The organism is Streptomyces sp. YS-3 (genome assembly GCF_045257485.1).
In the GTDB taxonomy this organism is placed as follows: Bacteria; Actinomycetota; Actinomycetes; order Streptomycetales; family Streptomycetaceae; genus Streptomyces.
Map to the genome: position 1 here is coordinate 1 of NZ_JBJHPC010000090.1, position 17,732 is coordinate 17,732.

A 17,732-nucleotide genomic window follows, 5' to 3' on the forward strand; every position below is an offset into this window, starting at 1 on the left:
GACCGGGGCGGGCGGCCTCGCCGGGGCCGCATTACCTGGGCGGTAAGCAAGGGCTCAGATACGAGCTGTGTGGTCTGCCCTCCCGCCTTGGCGGGAGGGGGCTGGCAGTCCATAGAAGTCCATGGGGGACCACCTGATGTTGCATCGGGTGGCTCCCGGTTTGGCTCCCCGATGCCTGGCGTCGGCCACGCCCGGGTGGTGCAACTGGTGAGCTGAAGCGGCGGGGTTGCCGTGCACGTGAGTCGCTGAGTGGTGCCGCTGGTAGGTGGGCCGGCCGCGGTGAGGCCAAGCAGCGGCGTGGGGCAGGAAGACAAGTGAGCTGGATAGCCGGAAGAACCATGCTGACGTATCGCCGGACGTCCATGGGACGCTTGTACGCGAGCAGCGAATGGACGTGAGAGGAGCCCAAGTGTCGGAGGCCAGTCCGCGAGGAACCTACCTGGTCATCTCGGAGGCACTGCGGAACGGGATCGAAGGGGGCGAGATCATCGGCGCCCTGCCGTCTGAGGCTGATCTCATGCGCTCGTACGGTGTCGCCCGCAACACGATTCGTCGCGCCCTCAAGGTGCTCGAAGCCGAGGGCGCTGTTGAATCCGCGCCCGGGGTCGGCTGGCGCGTTGCCCGAGGAGGCGACTGCCGTTCGCTGGCGGAGCGGATGACTGACATGATCACTGAGGACTCTCTGGCGGTCGGTGACACGTATCCGTCCGAGACGAAGCTCTGCGAGCGCTTCGGGGTATCACGTACAGCGGTGCGTCGTGTGCTCGCCAACATGGAGGGGACCGGCTTGCTCGCCACCGTTCACGGCAAGGGGCGCACCGTACGCGCCCTCCCGACACCCGGTAGCCGGTCGTAGCCTTGGCCCCCATGGGACTGAATGAGTGGGCGTACTCGATCTCCGAATCGTTGCTGTCTGGCCCCCTTCCGCGCAGGTGGGCGCACTCTCTCGGAGTCGCCAAGCGTGCTCGCTCGCTGAGCCCGATCTTGGGCGACGATGCAGAGCTGTTGGAAGCGGCGGCAGTGCTGCATGACATCGGATACTCACCGAGCATTGCTGCCACCGGGTTTCACCCGCTAGACGGGGCCCGGTTCCTCCGCGACCAGGAAGGGGCGGACGAACGGGTAGTCCGTCTCGTAGCTCATCATTCCTGCGCCCTCTTGGAGGCTGAGGAGCGAGGAATCAGGCGGGAGCTTGAGAGCGAGTTTGAGCTGGAGCGTCCCGGCCTCGTTGACGCGTTGCTGTTCTGCGACATGACGACCACGCCGGACGGCACGAACACCACGCCGGCCGAACGGCTGGACGAGATCGTCCAGCGATACGGCACCGACACGATCGTGGGTCGCTTCATCCAACGTGCGGCGCCAGAGATCTACGCAGCCGCTGGCCGAGTTGAGGACCGCCTGGCTAAGGCGGCTACCGAAGATCAGCCGATGTAGGGCTCACGGCGTGAGTCGTCGAGTCCGTGCCGGATGCGCAGACGCATGGACGGATGGATGTTCAGGTCGTTGAGGTCCGCCGGGTCAACCCAGCGGACCTCTTTTGACTCGCTGCTCGTGCGCAACGATCCGCTGGTCGGGTGGGCGCGAAAGCAGATCGAGAACTGCTGCCGTACCTCTCCGTCGTCGTACGCCAGGACATGCTCAGGGTTCGTGTAGAGCCCGACGATGCTGTCGACCTGGACAGTGATGCCCGTCTCCTCCAACACCTCCCGTACGACCGTTTCCCCGATGCTTTCGCCGATGTCGTGGCCACCCCCAGGGAGGGCCCATAGGTCATTGTCGGTCTTGTGGATGATCAGCAGTCGTCCGGCGTCGTCCTGCACGACTGCCGTGACTGAGGGGACCACAGAATTGGCTTGAGGCGCGTTGGGATCGCGGAAGTAGTCAATTCGGCTCACGAGTACAGACCTCCGCAGTCGGTGGGTGAAGAGATTGGCCTGGCTGTCTCCCAGACCCGTTCGATGCTCTCAGCGTACGCATCGAACAGTTCGCCCCCTGGGACGCGCTGGATGTGCAACACGGGGGCCATGTACGCCCCGACCCCGTACAGATGGCCGTTGGTCAACATCTCGTCATCGGCCCGGTAGATCGAGTTGTAGAGCGTGGTGTTGTGCAGCCGGAACTCGACTCCGGGGAGCCCGAAGAGTGAGCTGTAGTTGATGAGAGCGTTCCGAATCTTGCTGGCCATGGCCGGACCGATCCCCTCATCCTCGCCACGCAAGGCCACGGCGGGGCTGTCCGGATCTCCGAGCATGAAACGGACCTGTACGCCTACCGCAGACTTCTCCTTGACGACTCGATGGAACGCAGGGTCCTCAGTAAGCCAGAAGCCCGAATAGACGAGTACGTCGAAGCGCTCGCGTGCTTGCGAGTAGAGCTGTGGCCACAATCGGCTTGGCACGACCGACCTGTGGGGGTACAGCTTGATCAGCTCAGCGTTTCCAGCCGCTGTGACCTCCTCTGATGTCCGCTCCTCCGGCCATAGGTAGGAAACTTCGCATTGCAGTAGCGATGCAGCCGCGTACTGGAAGCGCCGGTAGGGCTTGCGCTTCGGATCCCCGATCCAGCGTTCAACCGTCTTGGCCGACACCCCTAAGCGGGCGCCCACTTGATCGAGTGTCATGCCGCTCTCAACGATCGCGCCTCGAAGCCTTTCGTTGGCCATGTCGCGCTCTCCCCGGTTGGGACGACTTGGGACGACTTCACCGTAGCGAAGTCGTGCACAGGTCGTACATGTGCGGGGTCGATCGTCTTCGCCATCGAGGCCAAGCTGTAGGCACGCCAACAGCGAGGGACTCGCAGAGCCGGACAGCCGAAGGGCTTGACGGGGCGAACCTCGCTCTGCATGATGAGGAACACGTAATACATGTACCTCATCGCGACAGTGCCCGTCTGGACCGGCGGAGCCGAGCAAATCCGCAGTACCCCGCACCAGCCGGAAGACCTGGGAAGGCGACGTTGTCGCACGCCAACGGGCTGGGGGTGGAGGTTCCTTGAGAACTGAACAGTGTGCCAAGAACGAGTGATTTTGGTGGCTGGCGCCTCCGTCTTCGGGGGCGTCAGCGGCCATGGCCACTCGTCTTTGACGAGCGGTCGCCGCTGCCCGGGTTTCGGGGGCGCGGCTCGCTCAGCACGTTCCTGCCGGGTGGTCGTCTCTCGCCAAAGACCGCGACCGCCCGGCTCCGTCCTTCGCGAATCAAGGAGATCCGCAATGACTGAGCGCACCTTTGTTTCCAACTCCACCGGCCCCGTCGTGCTGGGGCTGGACCTGCCCATGGGCTGCGTCCACGTGCAGGTTCTCGACAGCCTCACCCACGCCCGGGTGACACTGCGGACCGCTGACACCTCGGGTCCGGCCGCTGACGCGGTGAACGCGGCCCGCATCACCGAGAACGGTCAGACCATCGCGGTGGAGGTCCCCGCGATCCGGGGCAACGTGATGATGCAGAGCGTCCGGGGCAACCGGATCACGCAGAGCATGGGCACCGTCTACGGATCGGTCACCGGCATCACCATCATCAACGGCCGCGTCGTCACCGGCGGTGGCACGGACACGATGACCCGGGTCAGCGAGATTGAGGCCAGGGTCTCGCTCCCGGTGAACTCCTCGCTCGCGGTCGTCTCCCAGTCCGCCGATGCCATCGTGGACGGTGAGGTGGACCGTGTGGAGTTCCGTTCCACCTCCGGTGACTTGCAGGTCGACGGGGCCCGTGCCGTGAACGCTTCCACCACCTCCGGTGACCTGACCGTCTGGCGGGTGGCTGAGCAGATCGCGGCACGTTCGGTCTCCGGCGACATCGCCGTGGACCTGTACAGCGGCCACAGCGCGGAGCTGGTCACCACGTCTGGTGACGTGAAGGTCCACGCGACGCTCAAGGCATCCGGCGCCGTGCGCGCCAACAGCGTCTCCGGCGACGTGACCGTCAGCGGCGGACGTGACCTGAACGTCAGCGCCCGCAGCGTCAGCGGCGACGTCCGCACCCGCTGACCCCCTGTTCTTCCCCTCTGTCGGGGTGGCCGCCTCTCGCCAAAGACCGAGGCTGCCCCGGCTCCCTTCGCGCTTTCAGGAGAGATCCGCATGCGTACGTACATCGGCAGCCACCAGGCCCTGAACCCGATCGAGTTCGAGGAGCTTGCCCTCGGCTTCGACGAACTGCCCCTCGGTCTCGACCGGGACCTGTTCCGTGGCCCGCTCACCCCGGAGTCGCCCGAAGAGCGGGCGGCACGCCTGGACGTGGCCCGCGAGGTCATCGCGGACCTGGCCGCGCAGGGCGAGGGCGGTGACGAGGCCGCCGCGTGGGACGCGCTGTACGCCGACGCGCTCACCCGCACCGTGCCGTTCCTGCGCGCCGCCCGCTCCGCCGGCCGTTTCGCCGGGACGGAGGAAGCGGCATGAGCGAGATCCTGACATCCCTGGCCGCTGCTCTGCCGTTGGCGTCCGGCTGGTCGATCCACAGTCTGTGGATGCGGCGCCGGATCGAGGCGGCCCGCCGTGACCCGCTGACTGGTCTGCTGAACCGGGACGCGTTCGAGGAGCGGGCCAGCAAGTTCCTGAGCGGTGGTCCGCGTGCGGTGTACTTCGTGGACCTCGACCGGTTCAAGCAGACCAATGACACCTACGGGCATGCGGCGGGGGATGCGGTCATCCGCGCCACCGGTCATCGCATGCAGCGGTGGGCGACCGAGAACGGCGGTCTCGCAGCGCGGTTGGGCGGGGATGAGTTCGTGGCGGTCACCAGCGTCTCCAGCGCGGGTGAATTCGACTGGACTCTGTATGAGCTGTCCGACCAGCTAGAACGGCCTGTGGTCTTCGAGGGAACGCAGCTCGGCGTGGCCGCGTCCATCGGCACGATCCGGATCGACCCGTGCACGGAGCTGGCCGACCTGTCCGCGCTGCTGCGGCGCGCGGATGAGGAGATGTACAAGGCCAAGCAGGCGGAGGTTGGTTGGAGCGTCGCCCTGAGTTTCGCCCCGACCCTGGGAACGGTCAACGGCCGCCGGGCCGGACGCCGTGGCACCACCGGTGGAACGGGGGACGCGGCATGAACCGCACCCCGAAGACCCTCTTGGTTCTCGCTCTGGTCGGCGTGGTCGGTATGGCGTTCCGCGTCTCGTGGAACGCGCAGCGGGATGTGGCCCGGACGGTCGGCGCGGACGCTACGGCCGCTCTGCTGTACCCGTTCGTGGTCGATGGCCTGATGGCCCTGGCGCTGGTCGCCACCCTGGTGCTGACTGGCCGGGACAAGATGTTCGCGCTGCGCGTGCTGGCCGGGTACGCGGCTGCGTCGCTGGTTCTCAACTACGTGCACGGGCTGGTGCCCGAACTGCACGGCGGTGGTCAGCGGATGCAGTTGGCCGACTGGGCTCCCGCCAACTGGGTCCTTGTCCTGTTGGCGACCTCGCTGCCGGTCGGGTCGATTTTCTTCGGCTCAGACCTCGTGGCGAAGGTGCTGCACCACCGAGCGCCCGTGATCACAGATCAGGATGAATCCGCCGAGCCCGCAACAAATCGGTTGGGGTCTGACCTGCATGAGTCGGCGCCGGAAACCTTGCCCGAGGTGGCTGAGCTCCCGGCTCCTGAGTCGACTGAGGCAGCGCCGGACATTGAACCGGTTCGGCCGGTCGAGTCCATGCCTGCGGTCGAACCGGTCGGGGCCATCGAGTCGGTTCCGGTGAAGGCGGTTGCTGCGGTGGAGTCGGTGGCGCGCCGGGCGACTGGTCGGGTACCGCAGTCGGCTCGTACGCCCCGTCCGACTCGCACCCCAGACGAGTTGCTTGCCGAGGCACGGTCGGTCACGGCCGAATGGTCGAACGCTGAGCTGACGGCCGAGGCGATCCGTAAGGCGGTCCGTACGTCGTCGGCCAACGGCCGACTGCTGCGCGACACCCTCAAGGCCGAGCGCGCCGCACCGGATGACGGTGCTGAAGCGACGGCCGCGTAATGGGCGCCCGTCGCCTGTACGACCCCACCGGCGAGCGGTACGGCATCCCGACCTATCCATGGCGGATGGCCCCGGAGGGCTTGGCTACGCGCCGCCAGCTCCGCGCCCGCGGCTTGCGCCCGGGCGGCCAGGAGATCGCCGCACAGGTCCTGTGGTACTCGCGCCGCTACTGGCGCAAGGGCACTAGCCCGATCCGCGTCGCCTACCTCTACCGCCTCGACCTGGCCAAGGCGGTCCGGCCGATGACGCCCGCGAAGTGTGCGGCGCTTGCCAAGGCGAACGCTGCTTTGCGGGTGTGCCCCGAGTGCCGGCGGGATGCCGGGTACCGCATCCCCACCTCGCTCGGCATGTGCGTGACCTGCGCGGATGCCCCACAGCTCGCCGCCTGAACCCGCCCGACTTCGTTCAGCGGGCCCCGGACGGTCGGCCTACCAAAGCGCCGTCCGGGGCCCTTCCAACCTCTCCCGTTTCCGGAAGGAATCAGCAGTGAACCACGACGACGAAAGCGAACTGTTCAACCGGCTCGAAGCCGACATGGCCACCGGCTCCGGAGCCGACTCGGGGGCCGAGGTGGTGGATCTGGACAAGGCCCGCTCCGCCCGCGAGTCGGCCGACCCCACCGCACCCGAGCCCACCCCGGAGCCGGGTGATCCGGCGGCCCGCGTCACGGTCGACGGCCCCGTCTCGCAGAAGGGGCCCGGCTACCTGGGTCGGCTGGCCGGGGCCCGGCGCCGTCAGGTCGTCCCCGAGTGGCTGAAGTCCACGGCCGAACTGAAGACGGCTGCTGGTTGGGTGGCCCGCCACTACGGCCACATGGCGGGGTACCACGCTTTCCGCTCCCCGGCCTACGCCGCGCGGCTGGCTCTCCAGTCGCCGCGCGGGGCCGCGAAGTTCGTCGGCTCCACCATGCGGTGGGTGGCCGACAAGGAGGGCGAGCCGGTACGCCTGGCGATGGTGCAGAAGGAGGACGCAGCCACCTACCTCAAGCTCTCCCGCCAGCGCGACGGCCGCGTACGGCTGCGTACCCTGGCCATGGTCCTGGCGTCGTTCATCGGCCTGGGTGCCGCGCTCGCGCTGTACGTACTGGCCCCGGCCTGGCTCATTACCGTCTCCGTCAGCGCTGTGCTGCTGGCGTTGGGCTACGCCGGGGAGTCGCCGGACGCGCCGGTGATCAACCGGGCGGTGGAGCTGCCCAAGGCGCAGAAGCTCACCAGTGACATCGTGCTGCGCGCCCTGGCCGCGCTCAGCATTTCGCAGATCAATCAGGCCGTGGCCAAGGGCCGGGACGGGTTCGTGTTCACCGCCCCGATCACCCGGGACGGCCCCGGTTGGCGCGCTGAGGGTGACCTCCCGTACGGCGTGACCGTCTCAGACGTGATGGACCGCCGTGACCGGCTCGCTTCCGGTCTGCGCCGGCCGCTGGGCTGCGTGTGGCCCGAGGCGGTGCCGGATGAGCACACGGGGCGTCTGGTGTTGTGGGTCGGGGATCAGGACATGTCCAAGGCCAAGCAACCGGCCTGGCCGCTGGCCAAGGCGGGCCTGGTGGACCTGTTCAAGCCGGTGGCGTTCGGCACTGACCAGCGCGGGCGCTGGGTGGAAGTCACCCTGATGTACATCGCGGGCATCGTCGGAGCCATCCCGCGTATGGGCAAGACGTTCCTGCTTCGCCTGCTGCTGCTGATCGCGGCCCTGGACCCGCGGGCGGAGCTGCACACCTACGACCTCAAGGGCACCGGCGACCTGGACCCGGTGGGGGAGAAGTGCTCCCACCGCCACCGCGCTGGCGAGGATGACGAGGACATTGAGTACGCGATCCAGGACCTGCGCGCGCTGCGTGACGAGTTGCGCCGCCGGGCGAAGATGATCCGTTCCCTGCCCCGCGACATCTGCCCCGAGTCCAAGGTCACCACCCAACTGGCCAGCATGAAGAAGCTCGGTCTGCACCCGATCGTGGTCGGGGTGGATGAGTGCCAGGTGTGGTTCGAGCACCCCAAGTACGGGGCGGAGTTCGAGGAAATCTGCACCGACCTGGTCAAGCGGGGCCCGGCCACCGGCATTACGTTGCTGCTGGCCACCCAGCGCCCGGACTCCAAGTCCCTGCCGACCGGGATCAGTGCCAACGCGAGTACGCGGTTCTGCATGAAGGTCATGGGCCAGATCGAGAACGACATGGTCCTGGGCACCGGCTCCTACAAGCGCGGGGTGCGGGCCACGATGTTCGCCTGGGGTGACAAGGGCATCCACTACTTCGTCGGCGAAGGCAGTGACGCCCGCATCGTGCGCTCGGTGTACGTGGACGCGGTCATGGCCGAGGTCATCGCCTCGCGGGCCCGCAAGCTGCGCGAGGACGCCGGAACCCTCACCGGTCACGCGGCGGGAGAGGCACCCGAGGCGGACGCGAGCACGGCCTACGACCTGCTGCGCGACTTGCTGGCCGTGGTCGCGCCCGATGAGCCGAAGGTGTGGAACGAGGTTGCCGTTGCGCGGCTGGCTGAGCTGCGCCCGGAGGTCTACGGCGGCTGGGAGGCCGAACAGCTCACCTCCGCGCTCAAGCCGTACGGCGTCCCCACGGGCCAGGTGTGGGGCAAGACCGAGGACGGCAAGGGCGCCAACCGGCGCGGCTTCGAACGCGCCAAGCTCACGGCTGCGATTGCGGAGCGTGACGGAAAGCGGGACGCGAGCTAGCCGCACCCGACCGCTAGACCTAGCGGGCACCCCCGCTAGGTCTAGCACCCCTGCTAGCACCCCGAACAATGCCTGATCAGCCCGCTAGTACCTAGCAGGCTGTCCCTCGCGCACCCCGAAACCGCCCCGGGAGGCCCCTGGTGACCCTCATAGCCACCGCTAGCCTGCTGACCTTGCTGTTTACGCTCTGTTACGCCGGGCTGTGTGCGTGCAGCCCGTTCGGCAACTGCCGCAAGTGCAAGGGCTTCGGCTACGCGCTCAAGAAGGACCGACGCGGGCGCCTCAAGCCCGGCAAGACCTGCCGCCGCTGCCGGGGCGACCGCAAGCGCATCCGCGTCGGGCGGCACCTGTTCAACGTCGCCATGCGCATCCACCGCGACGGCACCCGCTGACCCCACCGTGAAGGAGGCCCGTCATGGGTCTGACCATCTCCCTCGTCGTGCTCTTCGGCGTCGCCCTGGCCGTGATGCTCCGGTTCAAGGTCGTCGGCATCGGCGGCGCATTCATCGCCACGATGTTCGGCTTCTACCTCGCCTCCACCGGCGCCGCCAGCACCGTCAACGACCTTATGCGCGCCCTCATCACCGCTCTGCCGACCCAGTAGGAGGACGCCATGGAACCGATCGTCCCCCGTCACTGGCTCGCCCTCGCCGCACCCAAGGCGGCCCCGGCCCTGGCCACCTCCACCGTGCTGATCCTGGGCCGGATCTGGAACGCCAACGGCGCCGAACACTCTGTTGGCAACGCCGCCCTCATGGTCGTCCTCGCGACCGGGGCCGCGACGGCCGGCGCTTTCGCATCGGCCGGTCGCGCCGGTGACAGCGTGATTGCCGGAACCGCGTTCGCTGCCTCGGGCGGGCTCGCTCTGGCCGGTGTCGCCGGATACGCGGACGGCATCCCGTTACCGCTGCTGCTGTGGGCGCTGACGACCGCCGTCGCGTACGGGCTGGCGGCCCGCTACTGGCGCACCGACCGCCGCGACACGATCGCGCACGAGCGGCACACCATCGAGCGGCGCGAGACCCACGCGCACGTGGAACGCGTGGAAGCCCTGCGCGCCGGAGCGCAGATCGAGGTCGCCCGCACCGGCGCCGCCTACGCCGAACAGCTCGCCACCGCACTCATCACCCGCGCCACCCTGCCCGGCTTCGACCCCGACCAGCTCATCCGGGCCGGACTGCCCGAACTGCCCGCCACTCACACCGCCAAGGAGGACTGGTGATCTCACGTCTGCTGGCCCGCAAGCGCCTGGCGGTCCGCTACTGGGGCGGCTGGGTCGCCACCCGTCGCGGCGGGCGTCAGATCGGCCCCCGCCCGATCCTCGCCCTGCACCGCCTGCCCGACCCGCACTGCCTCGACTGCGGCGGCACGGGCGAGGTGGAGTGTGGCGTCTACGGCCAGGACGAGCCCGACTGGGCTGACTGCGACTGCGCGCCGTTCCTGCCCCTGGCCTACCTGTGGCTGCCCAAGCGCCCGGCCTTCACGCGCCGCCGACACCTGCCGCACGACCCGTGGTGCACCGACCCGAACTGCACCCACAACCAGCCGCCGTTCTAACCCCGAGAGGACCACCCAGCCATGAACACCAGCACCGGCACGAACACCCGAACCGCCACCATGTACACCCAGGTCGATGGGGCCAACTACCGCCCCGAGCCGATCAGCCTGTACGCGGCCCTCTCGGGCATCCGCAAGGCCCGCAAGAGCGCCAAGGCCGTGGACGCGGTGAACGTCTACGCCTTCACCAGCCGTGACGGCAGCGCCCTGCACGTCGCCTACATCCACTACACCCCGGGTCACTGGTGGGACGTGAACGAGGTGTTCTACATCTACGAGATCCCCACCCACGCGCTCACCGACCTGTAGATCCGCCCGGGGCGGTCGCCTCTCGCCAAAGACCGCGACCGCCCCGGTTCTCCGTCCCTTCGCAGAAACAGGAGACCCCCAGCATGACACCAACCCCCGCCCCGGCGCTGCTGTGCGCCGCCCTGGCCGCCGCTGAGCGCGGCTGGCCCGTCTTCCCCCTGCGCCCTGGCGACAAGCGGCCCGCCGGACACCCCGAACGCAACTGCCCCCGCACCGGTCGGTGCGCGGACGGTCACCGCACCCCGGAGCAGCGCGCCACCCTCGACGCCGAGCACATCACCCAGTGCTGGCAGGCGGCCCCCTACAACGTCGGCATCGCCACCGGCCCCGCCAACCTCGTGGTCGTAGACCTCGACATCCCCAAGGACGACACCGACACCGCACCGTCCGAATGGGCGGGCATGGCCGATGGCCTGGACGTGTTCGCCGCGCTGTGCGAGCGCGCTGGCGAGCCGCTGCCGACCGAGACCTTTTCGGTGCGCACCCGCCGGGGCGGACAGCACCTGTACTTCACCGCGCCTGCCGAAAAGCGGCTACGCAGCACGGCGGACGCGCTGGGGTGGAAGGTCGACACCCGGGCCKGGGGCGGATACGTGGTGGCGGCCGGCAGCATCGTGGGCGGAGCACCGTACGAGATCATTCACGACGCGCCCCCGGCCCCCCTCCCTGCGTGGCTGGGTGACCTGCTCACCCCACAGCCCGCACCGGCCCCGATGCCGCTTGCAGAGCTGTCGGCCCGCATGCGCAACGCCACCGCCTACAGCACCGCAGCGCTGCGCGGGGAGCTGGAAAAGGTGCTGTCCGCCCGCCAGGGCGGTCGTAATCGTGCTGTGTACTTCGCCGCCTACGCCCTCGCACGGATGGTGCGCAACGGCGATCTCACCGAGGCCGCCGTCACCGGCGAACTCATGAGTACCGGGCAGTCGATCGGCCTGCCCGCCGGAGAGTGCCGCACCGCGATCCGCTCCGGACTCGTCCGCGGCGGCGCACTGGAGGCGAGTGCAGCATGAGCACACAGCCCGTGGACAGCTCGGAACTGTGGGCCGGATTCGAAGCCCTGGACGCACAGCAGGCAGGCGCAGCCCCGTGGGAAGAGCCGATCCCGCTCACCGCCCGCCGGGAGCTCCCCGCCTTCCCCACCGAGGTCTTCCCGGCCTGGCTCGGGGACTTCGTGAGGGCGGTTGCGGAGGAGACGCAGACGCCGGTGGACATGGCCGCCTCGCTCGCGCTCGCGGTGCTGGCGACGGCTGCCGGGGGCCGCGCGGTGGTCCACGTCCGGGGTCGGTGGCGGGAGCCCACGAACGCGTTTGTGGTCGTCGCGCTGCCGCCGGGCAACCGGAAGTCGGCCGTGTTCTCGCTGATGACAAACCCGCTCTACAAGTCAGAGGCGCTGTTGGCCGCCGCTTCGGCCAGCACGATCATCGAGGCTGAGATCACGGCGAAGCTCGCTAAGGAGGTCGCGGAGAGTGCTGCCACCAAGGCGGCCCGCGCGGACGCCGACAAACGGGATCAGCTCGTTGCCGAGGCCATCAGCCTCGCGCAGACCGCCGAATCGCTCACCGTGCCCGCCAAGCCCCGTCTGCTGGCCGATGACGCGACCCCGGAGGTTATTGCCTCGCTGCTGGCCGAACAGGGCGGCAGGCTCGCGGTGATGAGCGCGGAGGGCGGCATCTTTGACATCATCGCCGGGCGCTACTCAGGCACCCCCAACATGGAGGTCTTCCTCCGGGGCCAGGCAGGTGACCGGTTGCGCGTGGACCGCCGGGGACGTGAGGAGTTCATCGAAGCCCCCGCGCTGACCATGGGCCTGACCGTGCAGCCGTCCGTCCTGGAAGACATCGGCCGCATCAAAGGGGCTGGGGACCGGGGTTTGTTGGCACGGTTCCTGTACTCGCTTCCGACCTCCCTCGTGGGGCATCGCAAGATTCTTCCCGACACCATTCCCGACGCGGTGGCTGACACCTACGAGGAACGCGTTATCGCGCTGACCATGTCCCTCGCGGACTGGACGGACCCGGCGGTACTACAGCTCTCACCCGAAGCCAACGATGCGCTGGTCACCTACGAGCAGCGGCAGGAACCGCGGCTACGCAAACGCGGCGGAGACCTCGGGCACATCGGGAACTGGGCCGCGAAGCTCGGGGGCGCGACGTGCCGCCTCGCCGGACTGCTCCACCTCGCCACGCACATCGAGAACGGCCACACTCAGCCCATCACCGCCGACACCATGCGCGCTGCGGTCAAGCTCTCGGACTACTTCACCGGCCACGCCCTCGCGGTCTTCGACCTCATGGGTGCCGACCACACCGCCAACCGCGCCCGCATTGTCTACGACCTGCTGCGCACCGGCGAGTGGTCCGAGATCAGCAAACGCGACCTCATGGTCAAGCTCTCCCGCTCAGAGTTCCCCACCGTCGCCGATCTCGACCCCGCGCTGAACCTGCTCGAAGACCACGGATACATCAGGCTCCAACCCGCTCACCGCACCGGCGGACGCGGCCGGCCGCCCTCCCCGCGCTACCTCATCCACCCACAGCTGAGCGAACCCACGGCCTGACCCCGCCACAGAAACCACAGAATCACAGAAATAACGCGGTCCCGCCTCCGACCTGCGCAAACACGCTCAGCGGCGGGAGGCTGACCGCTGCCACAGAAACCCACGGAAGTCCCACACAAATCCAGGCCCGCCCCGGGCCCTCCATTTCTGTGGGACTTCCTGCGGTTTCTGTGGCAGCTCACCTCCATCGGAGTCCCCGCAGGTCAGGCCACCTCCCCCGGTTTTCTGTGTATTTCGTGGTTTCTGTGGCGCCCCTCCGAGGAGCAAGGCACGGCGAGTCCCGTCCTCGCCACGAGAGACATGAGGAGTACCCCGCCCGATGGTCATGAAAGTTGAGGGTCACGACAAGCGCCTGCACAAGATCAAGGACGCTGCCCAAGTGCTGGGCTACGGCCGCTCGTTCGTCTTCGAGGAGATACGCCTGGGGCGACTCCGCACGGTGGGCCGCGGCCATACGCGACGCGTGCCGACCGAGTACCTGGAGGAGTACATCGAACTCCTCAAGCGCGAGGCGATGACTGACGCCAACTGACACAGCCAAGGAGAGGAATCCGGGGCCGCGTCCTTCCAGGGCGGGCCCCGGCCGGCGTAGGAGGTGCATACGTTCGTGAGTGATGAGCCCAAGGGCCCCCGTAAGGCCGCAAACGGCGAAGACTCGATCTACTGGGACAGCAGCAAGAACCGATACATCGGCGCCGTATCGCTCGGGTACACGCCAGCCGGTAAGCGCAACAGGCCCAAGGTCTCCGGGAAGACCAAAACCGAGGTGCGTCAGAAGCTCAAGCTTCTGAAGAAGGAACTCGGCACCGGAGGCAAGGCGCCAGTCAACTACACCGTCTCCCAGGCCGTGGAGGACTGGTTCGCTCGCGGACTGAAGGGGCGCGAACTCTCTAGCGTGGCCACCTACCGCAGCCTTGCCAACAACCACGTTGTACCGGACCTAGGCCGGGCGAAGGTGCGGGACTTGGAAGCGGACGATCTCGACGAGTGGCTCGACAGGAAGGCGAAAGTCCTCTCCAAGCAATCGCTCAAAATGGTGCGCTCAATCCTTCGGCGCTCAATCAGCCATGCGCAGCGTAGAGGCAAAGCCATGCGCAACGTTGTGGACTTGGTGGAGTTACCCGAAGGGAAGCCCGGCAGGCCCAGTAAGTCACTCACACTGGCTCAGGCGGAGGCCGCCCTCCAGGCGAAGCAAGGCACCTGGATTCATGCCTACGTCGTCCTTGCGCTTCTGGTTGGTGTGCGAACCGAAGAGGCCCGGCCGCTCAAGTGGAAGCACGTACACCTCGTGGTGGACTCCGACTTGAGGCCATACGTCGATGTCTGGCGCTCGGTACGGCGGAACGGAGAAACGAAGACACAGAAGAGCAGACGCTCACTGACGATGCCCTACCAGGCGGCTTCAGTCTTGCGAGCGCACAAGGAACGCCAGATGCGTAGCTGCTCCGAGGCAGGGGGCGAGTGGGACGAGGATCAACTCGTGTTCCCGCTTGATGGCGAGCAGCGACACTCGCACAACGTGCTCGACAACTTCAGGTCTCTGCTCAAGAGCGCAGGATTCGAGAACCCGAAGGATTGGACTACGCGAGAGCTGCGGACAAGCTTCGTTTCTCTCCTCTCCGACTACGGGATCCCGATCGAGGTGATTGCGAGGGTGGTCGGGCACAGCGGGACTCAAACGACGGAGCGCGTCTACCGGAAGCAGCTCCGGCCGGTCATCACGGACGGTGCGGAAGCGATGGACGAGATCTTCCCGTCCGAGGAGCCTGAGTAGCCGCAGCGGCCATCGTGAGGCGCGGTGGCTCCCCGTTTGGCTCCCCTGGGAGTTAGGGCTCTGCTCAGAAGGCCAGTGACCTGGGCAGAGCTCAGCCCGCCTCATTACCTGGGCGGTAATCGACCCCCGCCACCCCCGCCCGGCAAGGTGGAGCCATCGGGTCCTGGGCGGCGCACTCCGGCCGGGGCCCGGGTTCCACCCCGCACATGTCCTGGCGATCCATCTTCACGGAGGCTGATTCCCTTGTCCGAGAACCGCTACGAGACCGCCGTCGCCCGCTACTTCGAGGCGTGGAACGCCACCGGCCCGGCCGAGGAGCCGGCCAAGGCCGTCGAGGCCGCCTGGAGCGAGGGCGGCACCTACACCGACCCGCTGGCCGACGTCGCCGGGTACGAGGCCATAGCGGCGGTCATCGCCGGTGCCCACGCCCAGTTCCCGGGGTACGCGTTCCGCCTGGACGGGGTCGTCGACGGGCACCACGACGTGGCCCGGTTCCGCTGGGAGCTGGTGTCGGTCGCGGACGGGTCCGCGCCGGTCGCCGGGTCCGATGTGGTCACCCTCGCCAAGGACGGCCGGATCGCCTCCGTGGTCGGCTTCCTCGACCGCGTACCGCCTACGGCGTGAGCGACCGCAGGTGCGCGAACGTCTCCGGGTCGGCCGGCAGGAACGTCTCGATGGCCAGCTCGGAGACGGTCACGTCCATCGGTGTGTTGAACGTGGCGATCGTCGACAGGAACGACAGGACCGTCCCCCGGTGCTCGATGCGCAGCGGGAGCGCGATGGGACAGACGCCGGGGCCGGAGGTGTCCTCCTCCGCCCCGTCGGGCACCGGGTGCGCCGCGACCTCCTCGTACAGCTCGCGCAGCGCGTCCGAGCGGAGCAGGGCGATCTGACGCTCCATCTGCTCCAGCAGATGCCCCCGCCACTGGCGCAGATTGCGGATGCGCGGCGCCAGGCCCTGCGGATGCAGGGTCAGGCGCATCGCGTTGAGCGGCGGGACGAGCAGCCGCTCCGGCACGCCTTCGAGCAGCATCGCGATGCCCCGGTTCGCCGCCAGCACCGTGTAGGTACCGTCGACTATCAGCGCCGGGAACGGCTCGTAGCCGCGCAGCAGCGCCTCCATGCTCTCGCGCAGGGCGCCCATGGAGGGGTCCTCCAGGGACGTCTCCGTGAACTGCGGTGCGTAACCCGCCGCGAGCAGCAGGGCGTTGCGCTCGCGGACCGGCACCTCCAGGTGCTCCGCGAGGCGCAGGACCATCTCCTGGCTCGGGCGCGACCTGCCGGTCTCGATGAAGCTGATGTGCCGGGCCGAGGAGTCGGCGCGCAGGGCGAGCTCCAGCTGGCTGAGCCTGCGCCGCTCGCGCCAGCCGCGCAGCATCGGCCCTGCTCCCGTGTCGATCGCGGCAGTTGTCGTCATGGATCAGACACTAACCCGGGCCACCGGCAGCGACCGGCGCCGCACCCGCCACCCGGCCGCCGCGACCGCCGCCGCCACCGCGTACGCGCTCGTCCTGACGGTGTCGAAGGAGTGCGGCACCGCCCGTGCGGTCACGTAGCAGACGGCCCCCGCCGCCGCGACCGCCAGCCACTCCCAGCGGCCGTCCAGGGCCACCAGCGCGACGAGCAGCAGCGCGTACCACGAGTACCCGGGGGTCATCAGGCAGAACGCCCAGCCCAGCACCAACAGGGCCCCCGACCAGGGGCGTTCGGGATCGCCCCGGCGCAGCACGTACAGCACGACGAGCGCCGTCACGAGGAGCGCGGCGGGCAGCGCCCAGGCGTCCGGGACCACCAGCCGCAGCAGTGCGTACCGGCTGCGGGCGGACGCGTCGTCGTACCCCTCCTCCTTCGCGTACCCGCCCAGGTAGCCGAAGACGGAGGCGTCCGAGACCAGGACGTACGGCAGATAGGAGAGCGCCACCCACACCGCCGCCGGGACCAGCACGGCCGCCGCGCGCCGCCAGTCGGGGCGGCGGCCCGCGAGCACGCCCGCGAGGGCGCCCGGCAGCACCACGGCGGGCAGCATCTTCGCCGCGATCCCGGCGCCGATCAGGACCCCGCCGAGCGCCCGGCGCCGGGCCGCGACCGCGCCGAGCCCCGCCACGGCCAGCAACACCGCCAGCCCGTCCACATGCGCGTTGTTCACCGCCTCGACCGGCACCGCCGGGCACCACGCCCAGTACGCCGCCCGTGCCACGTCGGCGCCGCGCCGCCGCAGGACGAGCAGCAGCACCCCGGTGGTGGCCACCGCCAGCACGGCGCCGCCCACCTGCAACGGCTTGTGGCGGGCGCCCGAGGGGGACAGGCCGTGGACGCCGAGGAAGTACGCCTCGGCCACCGGCGGGTAGATCGTGTGCACCCTGGGACGGTTGAGGCGGGTGCAGACCTCCGGCTCGCCGAACCCGGCGCGGTCGGGGCCCGCGCACGCCGCTCCCCGGGGGAACAGCCAGTCGTCGCGCAGCCCGGCCAGCTCCCGGTCGGCGGGGGCGTGGTCGTAGGGCGAGATCCCGGCCGCCTGCACCCGGCCGTCCCACGCGTAGCGGAACATGTCCGTGCTGGTGGTCGGCGGCGCCGCCAGGCCCGTCGCCGCGACCAGCACCCCGCCCGCCAGGACCAGGCCCGCCCGGTGGCGCGCCGGGACCCACCGCAGCGACCACGCGGCTGCCGCGAACAGCAGCCAGCAGGCCAGGTACCACCAGGAGAGCGCGGCCGGACGGACGAGGTGGCCGTCGTCCTCGACGAACGTGAGGACGAGCACGGCGGTCAGCGCGGCCAGCAGCACGGCGGCGGGGGCCGTCTGCTACGTGACCGCACGGGCGGTGCCGCACTCCTTCGACACCGTCAGGACGAGCGCGTACGCGGTGGCGGCGGCGGTCGCGGCGGCCGGGTGGCGGGTGCGGCGCCGGTC

22 protein-coding genes are annotated in these 17,732 nt (G+C 68.9%); 18 read left to right on the plus strand and 4 right to left on the minus strand.

The features are described from left to right. Window positions 1-409 precede the first annotated feature (409 nt). Both ACJA3G_RS10965 and ACJA3G_RS10970 read left to right on the plus strand, forming a co-directional pair. Window positions 410-856 carry a GntR family transcriptional regulator gene (locus ACJA3G_RS10965; protein WP_406552728.1) on the plus strand — a complete coding sequence of 149 codons (447 nt, stop codon included), beginning with the start codon at window positions 410-412 and terminating at the stop codon, window positions 854-856. Window positions 857-867: 11 nt separating this feature from the next. Further along, complete coding sequence (locus ACJA3G_RS10970; RefSeq protein ID WP_406552729.1) at window positions 868-1,437, plus strand: HD domain-containing protein; 570 nt, start codon at window positions 868-870, stop codon at window positions 1,435-1,437. Here the strand turns inward: ACJA3G_RS10970 and ACJA3G_RS10975 are convergent. Together ACJA3G_RS10975 and ACJA3G_RS10980 are read right to left on the minus strand one after the other, a co-directional pair. After that, window positions 1,425-1,898 carry an NUDIX hydrolase gene (locus tag ACJA3G_RS10975; RefSeq protein ID WP_406552730.1) on the minus strand — a complete coding sequence of 158 codons (474 nt, stop codon included), beginning with the start codon at window positions 1,896-1,898 and terminating at the stop codon, window positions 1,425-1,427. The two genes, ACJA3G_RS10970 and ACJA3G_RS10975, sit on opposite strands and share 13 nt — an antisense overlap. Continuing rightward, on the minus strand, window positions 1,895-2,665 hold the full coding sequence (locus ACJA3G_RS10980; protein ID WP_406552731.1) for an XRE family transcriptional regulator: 771 nt from the start codon (window positions 2,663-2,665) through the stop codon (window positions 1,895-1,897). Before ACJA3G_RS10980 ends, ACJA3G_RS10975 begins: the two co-directional genes overlap by 4 nt. A 546-nt stretch (window positions 2,666-3,211) precedes the next feature. Here ACJA3G_RS10980 and ACJA3G_RS10985 point away from each other — a divergent pair. The 16 genes from ACJA3G_RS10985 to ACJA3G_RS11060 all read left to right on the plus strand — a co-directional run bounded on the left by ACJA3G_RS10985 (window position 3,212) and on the right by ACJA3G_RS11060 (window position 15,448). Further along, window positions 3,212-3,988 carry a DUF4097 family beta strand repeat-containing protein gene (locus ACJA3G_RS10985; protein WP_406552732.1) on the plus strand — a complete coding sequence of 259 codons (777 nt, stop codon included), beginning with the start codon at window positions 3,212-3,214 and terminating at the stop codon, window positions 3,986-3,988. A 90-nt stretch (window positions 3,989-4,078) separates the two neighbouring features. Then, window positions 4,079-4,396: a hypothetical protein gene (locus ACJA3G_RS10990; protein WP_406552733.1), complete on the plus strand. Its 318-nt coding sequence runs from the start codon at window positions 4,079-4,081 to the stop codon at window positions 4,394-4,396. Beyond that, the gene (locus ACJA3G_RS10995; RefSeq protein ID WP_406552734.1) at window positions 4,393-5,046 is read left to right on the plus strand and encodes a GGDEF domain-containing protein; all 654 of its coding nucleotides are present in this window, start codon (window positions 4,393-4,395) and stop codon (window positions 5,044-5,046) included. The genes ACJA3G_RS10990 and ACJA3G_RS10995 overlap by 4 nt, the downstream gene beginning before the upstream one ends. After that, the gene (locus ACJA3G_RS11000; protein ID WP_406552735.1) at window positions 5,043-5,942 is read left to right on the plus strand and encodes a DUF2637 domain-containing protein; all 900 of its coding nucleotides are present in this window, start codon (window positions 5,043-5,045) and stop codon (window positions 5,940-5,942) included. Before ACJA3G_RS10995 ends, ACJA3G_RS11000 begins: the two co-directional genes overlap by 4 nt. Further along, window positions 5,942-6,331, plus strand: coding sequence for an RRQRL motif-containing zinc-binding protein (locus tag ACJA3G_RS11005; protein ID WP_406552736.1), 390 nt, complete (start codon window positions 5,942-5,944; stop codon window positions 6,329-6,331). Before ACJA3G_RS11000 ends, ACJA3G_RS11005 begins: the two co-directional genes overlap by 1 nt. A gap of 97 nt (window positions 6,332-6,428) precedes the next feature. After that, window positions 6,429-8,627: a cell division protein FtsK gene (locus ACJA3G_RS11010; RefSeq protein WP_406552737.1), complete on the plus strand. Its 2,199-nt coding sequence runs from the start codon at window positions 6,429-6,431 to the stop codon at window positions 8,625-8,627. 173 nt (window positions 8,628-8,800) lie between these two features. Next, complete coding sequence (locus tag ACJA3G_RS11015; protein ID WP_406552738.1) at window positions 8,801-9,019, plus strand: hypothetical protein; 219 nt, start codon at window positions 8,801-8,803, stop codon at window positions 9,017-9,019. Between the two features lie 23 nt (window positions 9,020-9,042). Beyond that, window positions 9,043-9,231, plus strand: a complete 189-nt coding sequence (locus ACJA3G_RS11020; protein ID WP_406552739.1) for a hypothetical protein — start codon at window positions 9,043-9,045, stop codon at window positions 9,229-9,231. 9 nt (window positions 9,232-9,240) lie between these two features. Continuing rightward, window positions 9,241-9,849, plus strand: coding sequence for a hypothetical protein (locus ACJA3G_RS11025; RefSeq protein ID WP_406552740.1), 609 nt, complete (start codon window positions 9,241-9,243; stop codon window positions 9,847-9,849). After that, on the plus strand, window positions 9,846-10,184 hold the full coding sequence (locus ACJA3G_RS11030; RefSeq protein WP_406552741.1) for a hypothetical protein: 339 nt from the start codon (window positions 9,846-9,848) through the stop codon (window positions 10,182-10,184). Before ACJA3G_RS11025 ends, ACJA3G_RS11030 begins: the two co-directional genes overlap by 4 nt. A gap of 21 nt (window positions 10,185-10,205) precedes the next feature. Continuing rightward, a complete protein-coding gene (locus ACJA3G_RS11035) occupies window positions 10,206-10,493 on the plus strand; it encodes a hypothetical protein (RefSeq protein ID WP_406552742.1) in 288 nt (95 codons plus the stop codon). Between the two features lie 83 nt (window positions 10,494-10,576). After that, window positions 10,577-11,503: a bifunctional DNA primase/polymerase gene (locus ACJA3G_RS11040; RefSeq protein ID WP_406552743.1), complete on the plus strand. Its 927-nt coding sequence runs from the start codon at window positions 10,577-10,579 to the stop codon at window positions 11,501-11,503. Continuing rightward, window positions 11,500-13,050: a YfjI family protein gene (locus ACJA3G_RS11045; protein WP_406552744.1), complete on the plus strand. Its 1,551-nt coding sequence runs from the start codon at window positions 11,500-11,502 to the stop codon at window positions 13,048-13,050. Before ACJA3G_RS11040 ends, ACJA3G_RS11045 begins: the two co-directional genes overlap by 4 nt. A 319-nt stretch (window positions 13,051-13,369) precedes the next feature. Beyond that, complete coding sequence (locus ACJA3G_RS11050; RefSeq protein ID WP_406552745.1) at window positions 13,370-13,582, plus strand: helix-turn-helix domain-containing protein; 213 nt, start codon at window positions 13,370-13,372, stop codon at window positions 13,580-13,582. A 75-nt stretch (window positions 13,583-13,657) separates the two neighbouring features. Continuing rightward, complete coding sequence (gene xerC / locus ACJA3G_RS11055) at window positions 13,658-14,824, plus strand: tyrosine recombinase XerC (protein WP_406552746.1); 1,167 nt, start codon at window positions 13,658-13,660, stop codon at window positions 14,822-14,824. A gap of 243 nt (window positions 14,825-15,067) precedes the next feature. Further along, entirely contained in the window at window positions 15,068-15,448 is a 381-nt protein-coding gene (locus ACJA3G_RS11060; protein ID WP_406552747.1) for a nuclear transport factor 2 family protein, read from the plus strand. Here the strand turns inward: ACJA3G_RS11060 and ACJA3G_RS11065 are convergent. Both ACJA3G_RS11065 and ACJA3G_RS11070 read right to left on the minus strand, forming a co-directional pair. Continuing rightward, window positions 15,438-16,241 carry a helix-turn-helix domain-containing protein gene (locus ACJA3G_RS11065; protein ID WP_406552748.1) on the minus strand — a complete coding sequence of 268 codons (804 nt, stop codon included), beginning with the start codon at window positions 16,239-16,241 and terminating at the stop codon, window positions 15,438-15,440. The two genes, ACJA3G_RS11060 and ACJA3G_RS11065, sit on opposite strands and share 11 nt — an antisense overlap. Window positions 16,242-16,244: 3 nt before the next feature. Continuing rightward, window positions 16,245-17,606 carry a glycosyltransferase 87 family protein gene (locus tag ACJA3G_RS11070; protein WP_406552749.1) on the minus strand — a complete coding sequence of 454 codons (1,362 nt, stop codon included), beginning with the start codon at window positions 17,604-17,606 and terminating at the stop codon, window positions 16,245-16,247. Window positions 17,607-17,732: the final 126 nt, after the last annotated feature.

Bases quoted from the DNA above. Each gene is read 5' to 3' on its own strand.
- ACJA3G_RS11035 (WP_406552742.1), top strand. From the start codon at position 10,206: ATGAACACCAGCACCGGCACGAACACCCGAACCGCCACCATGTACACC.
- ACJA3G_RS10970 (WP_406552729.1), top strand. From the start codon at position 868: ATGGGACTGAATGAGTGGGCGTACTCGATCTCCGAATCGTTGCTGTCT.
- ACJA3G_RS10995 (WP_406552734.1), top strand. From the start codon at position 4,393: ATGAGCGAGATCCTGACATCCCTGGCCGCTGCTCTGCCGTTGGCGTCC.
- ACJA3G_RS10990 (WP_406552733.1), top strand. From the start codon at position 4,079: ATGCGTACGTACATCGGCAGCCACCAGGCCCTGAACCCGATCGAGTTC.
- ACJA3G_RS10985 (WP_406552732.1), top strand. From the start codon at position 3,212: ATGACTGAGCGCACCTTTGTTTCCAACTCCACCGGCCCCGTCGTGCTG.
- ACJA3G_RS11065 (WP_406552748.1), bottom strand. From the start codon at position 16,241: ATGACGACAACTGCCGCGATCGACACGGGAGCAGGGCCGATGCTGCGC.
- ACJA3G_RS11005 (WP_406552736.1), top strand. From the start codon at position 5,942: ATGGGCGCCCGTCGCCTGTACGACCCCACCGGCGAGCGGTACGGCATC.
- ACJA3G_RS10980 (WP_406552731.1), bottom strand. From the start codon at position 2,665: ATGGCCAACGAAAGGCTTCGAGGCGCGATCGTTGAGAGCGGCATGACA.
- ACJA3G_RS11020 (WP_406552739.1), top strand. From the start codon at position 9,043: ATGGGTCTGACCATCTCCCTCGTCGTGCTCTTCGGCGTCGCCCTGGCC.
- ACJA3G_RS11000 (WP_406552735.1), top strand. From the start codon at position 5,043: ATGAACCGCACCCCGAAGACCCTCTTGGTTCTCGCTCTGGTCGGCGTG.
- ACJA3G_RS11050 (WP_406552745.1), top strand. From the start codon at position 13,370: ATGGTCATGAAAGTTGAGGGTCACGACAAGCGCCTGCACAAGATCAAG.
- ACJA3G_RS11045 (WP_406552744.1), top strand. From the start codon at position 11,500: ATGAGCACACAGCCCGTGGACAGCTCGGAACTGTGGGCCGGATTCGAA.
- ACJA3G_RS11025 (WP_406552740.1), top strand. From the start codon at position 9,241: ATGGAACCGATCGTCCCCCGTCACTGGCTCGCCCTCGCCGCACCCAAG.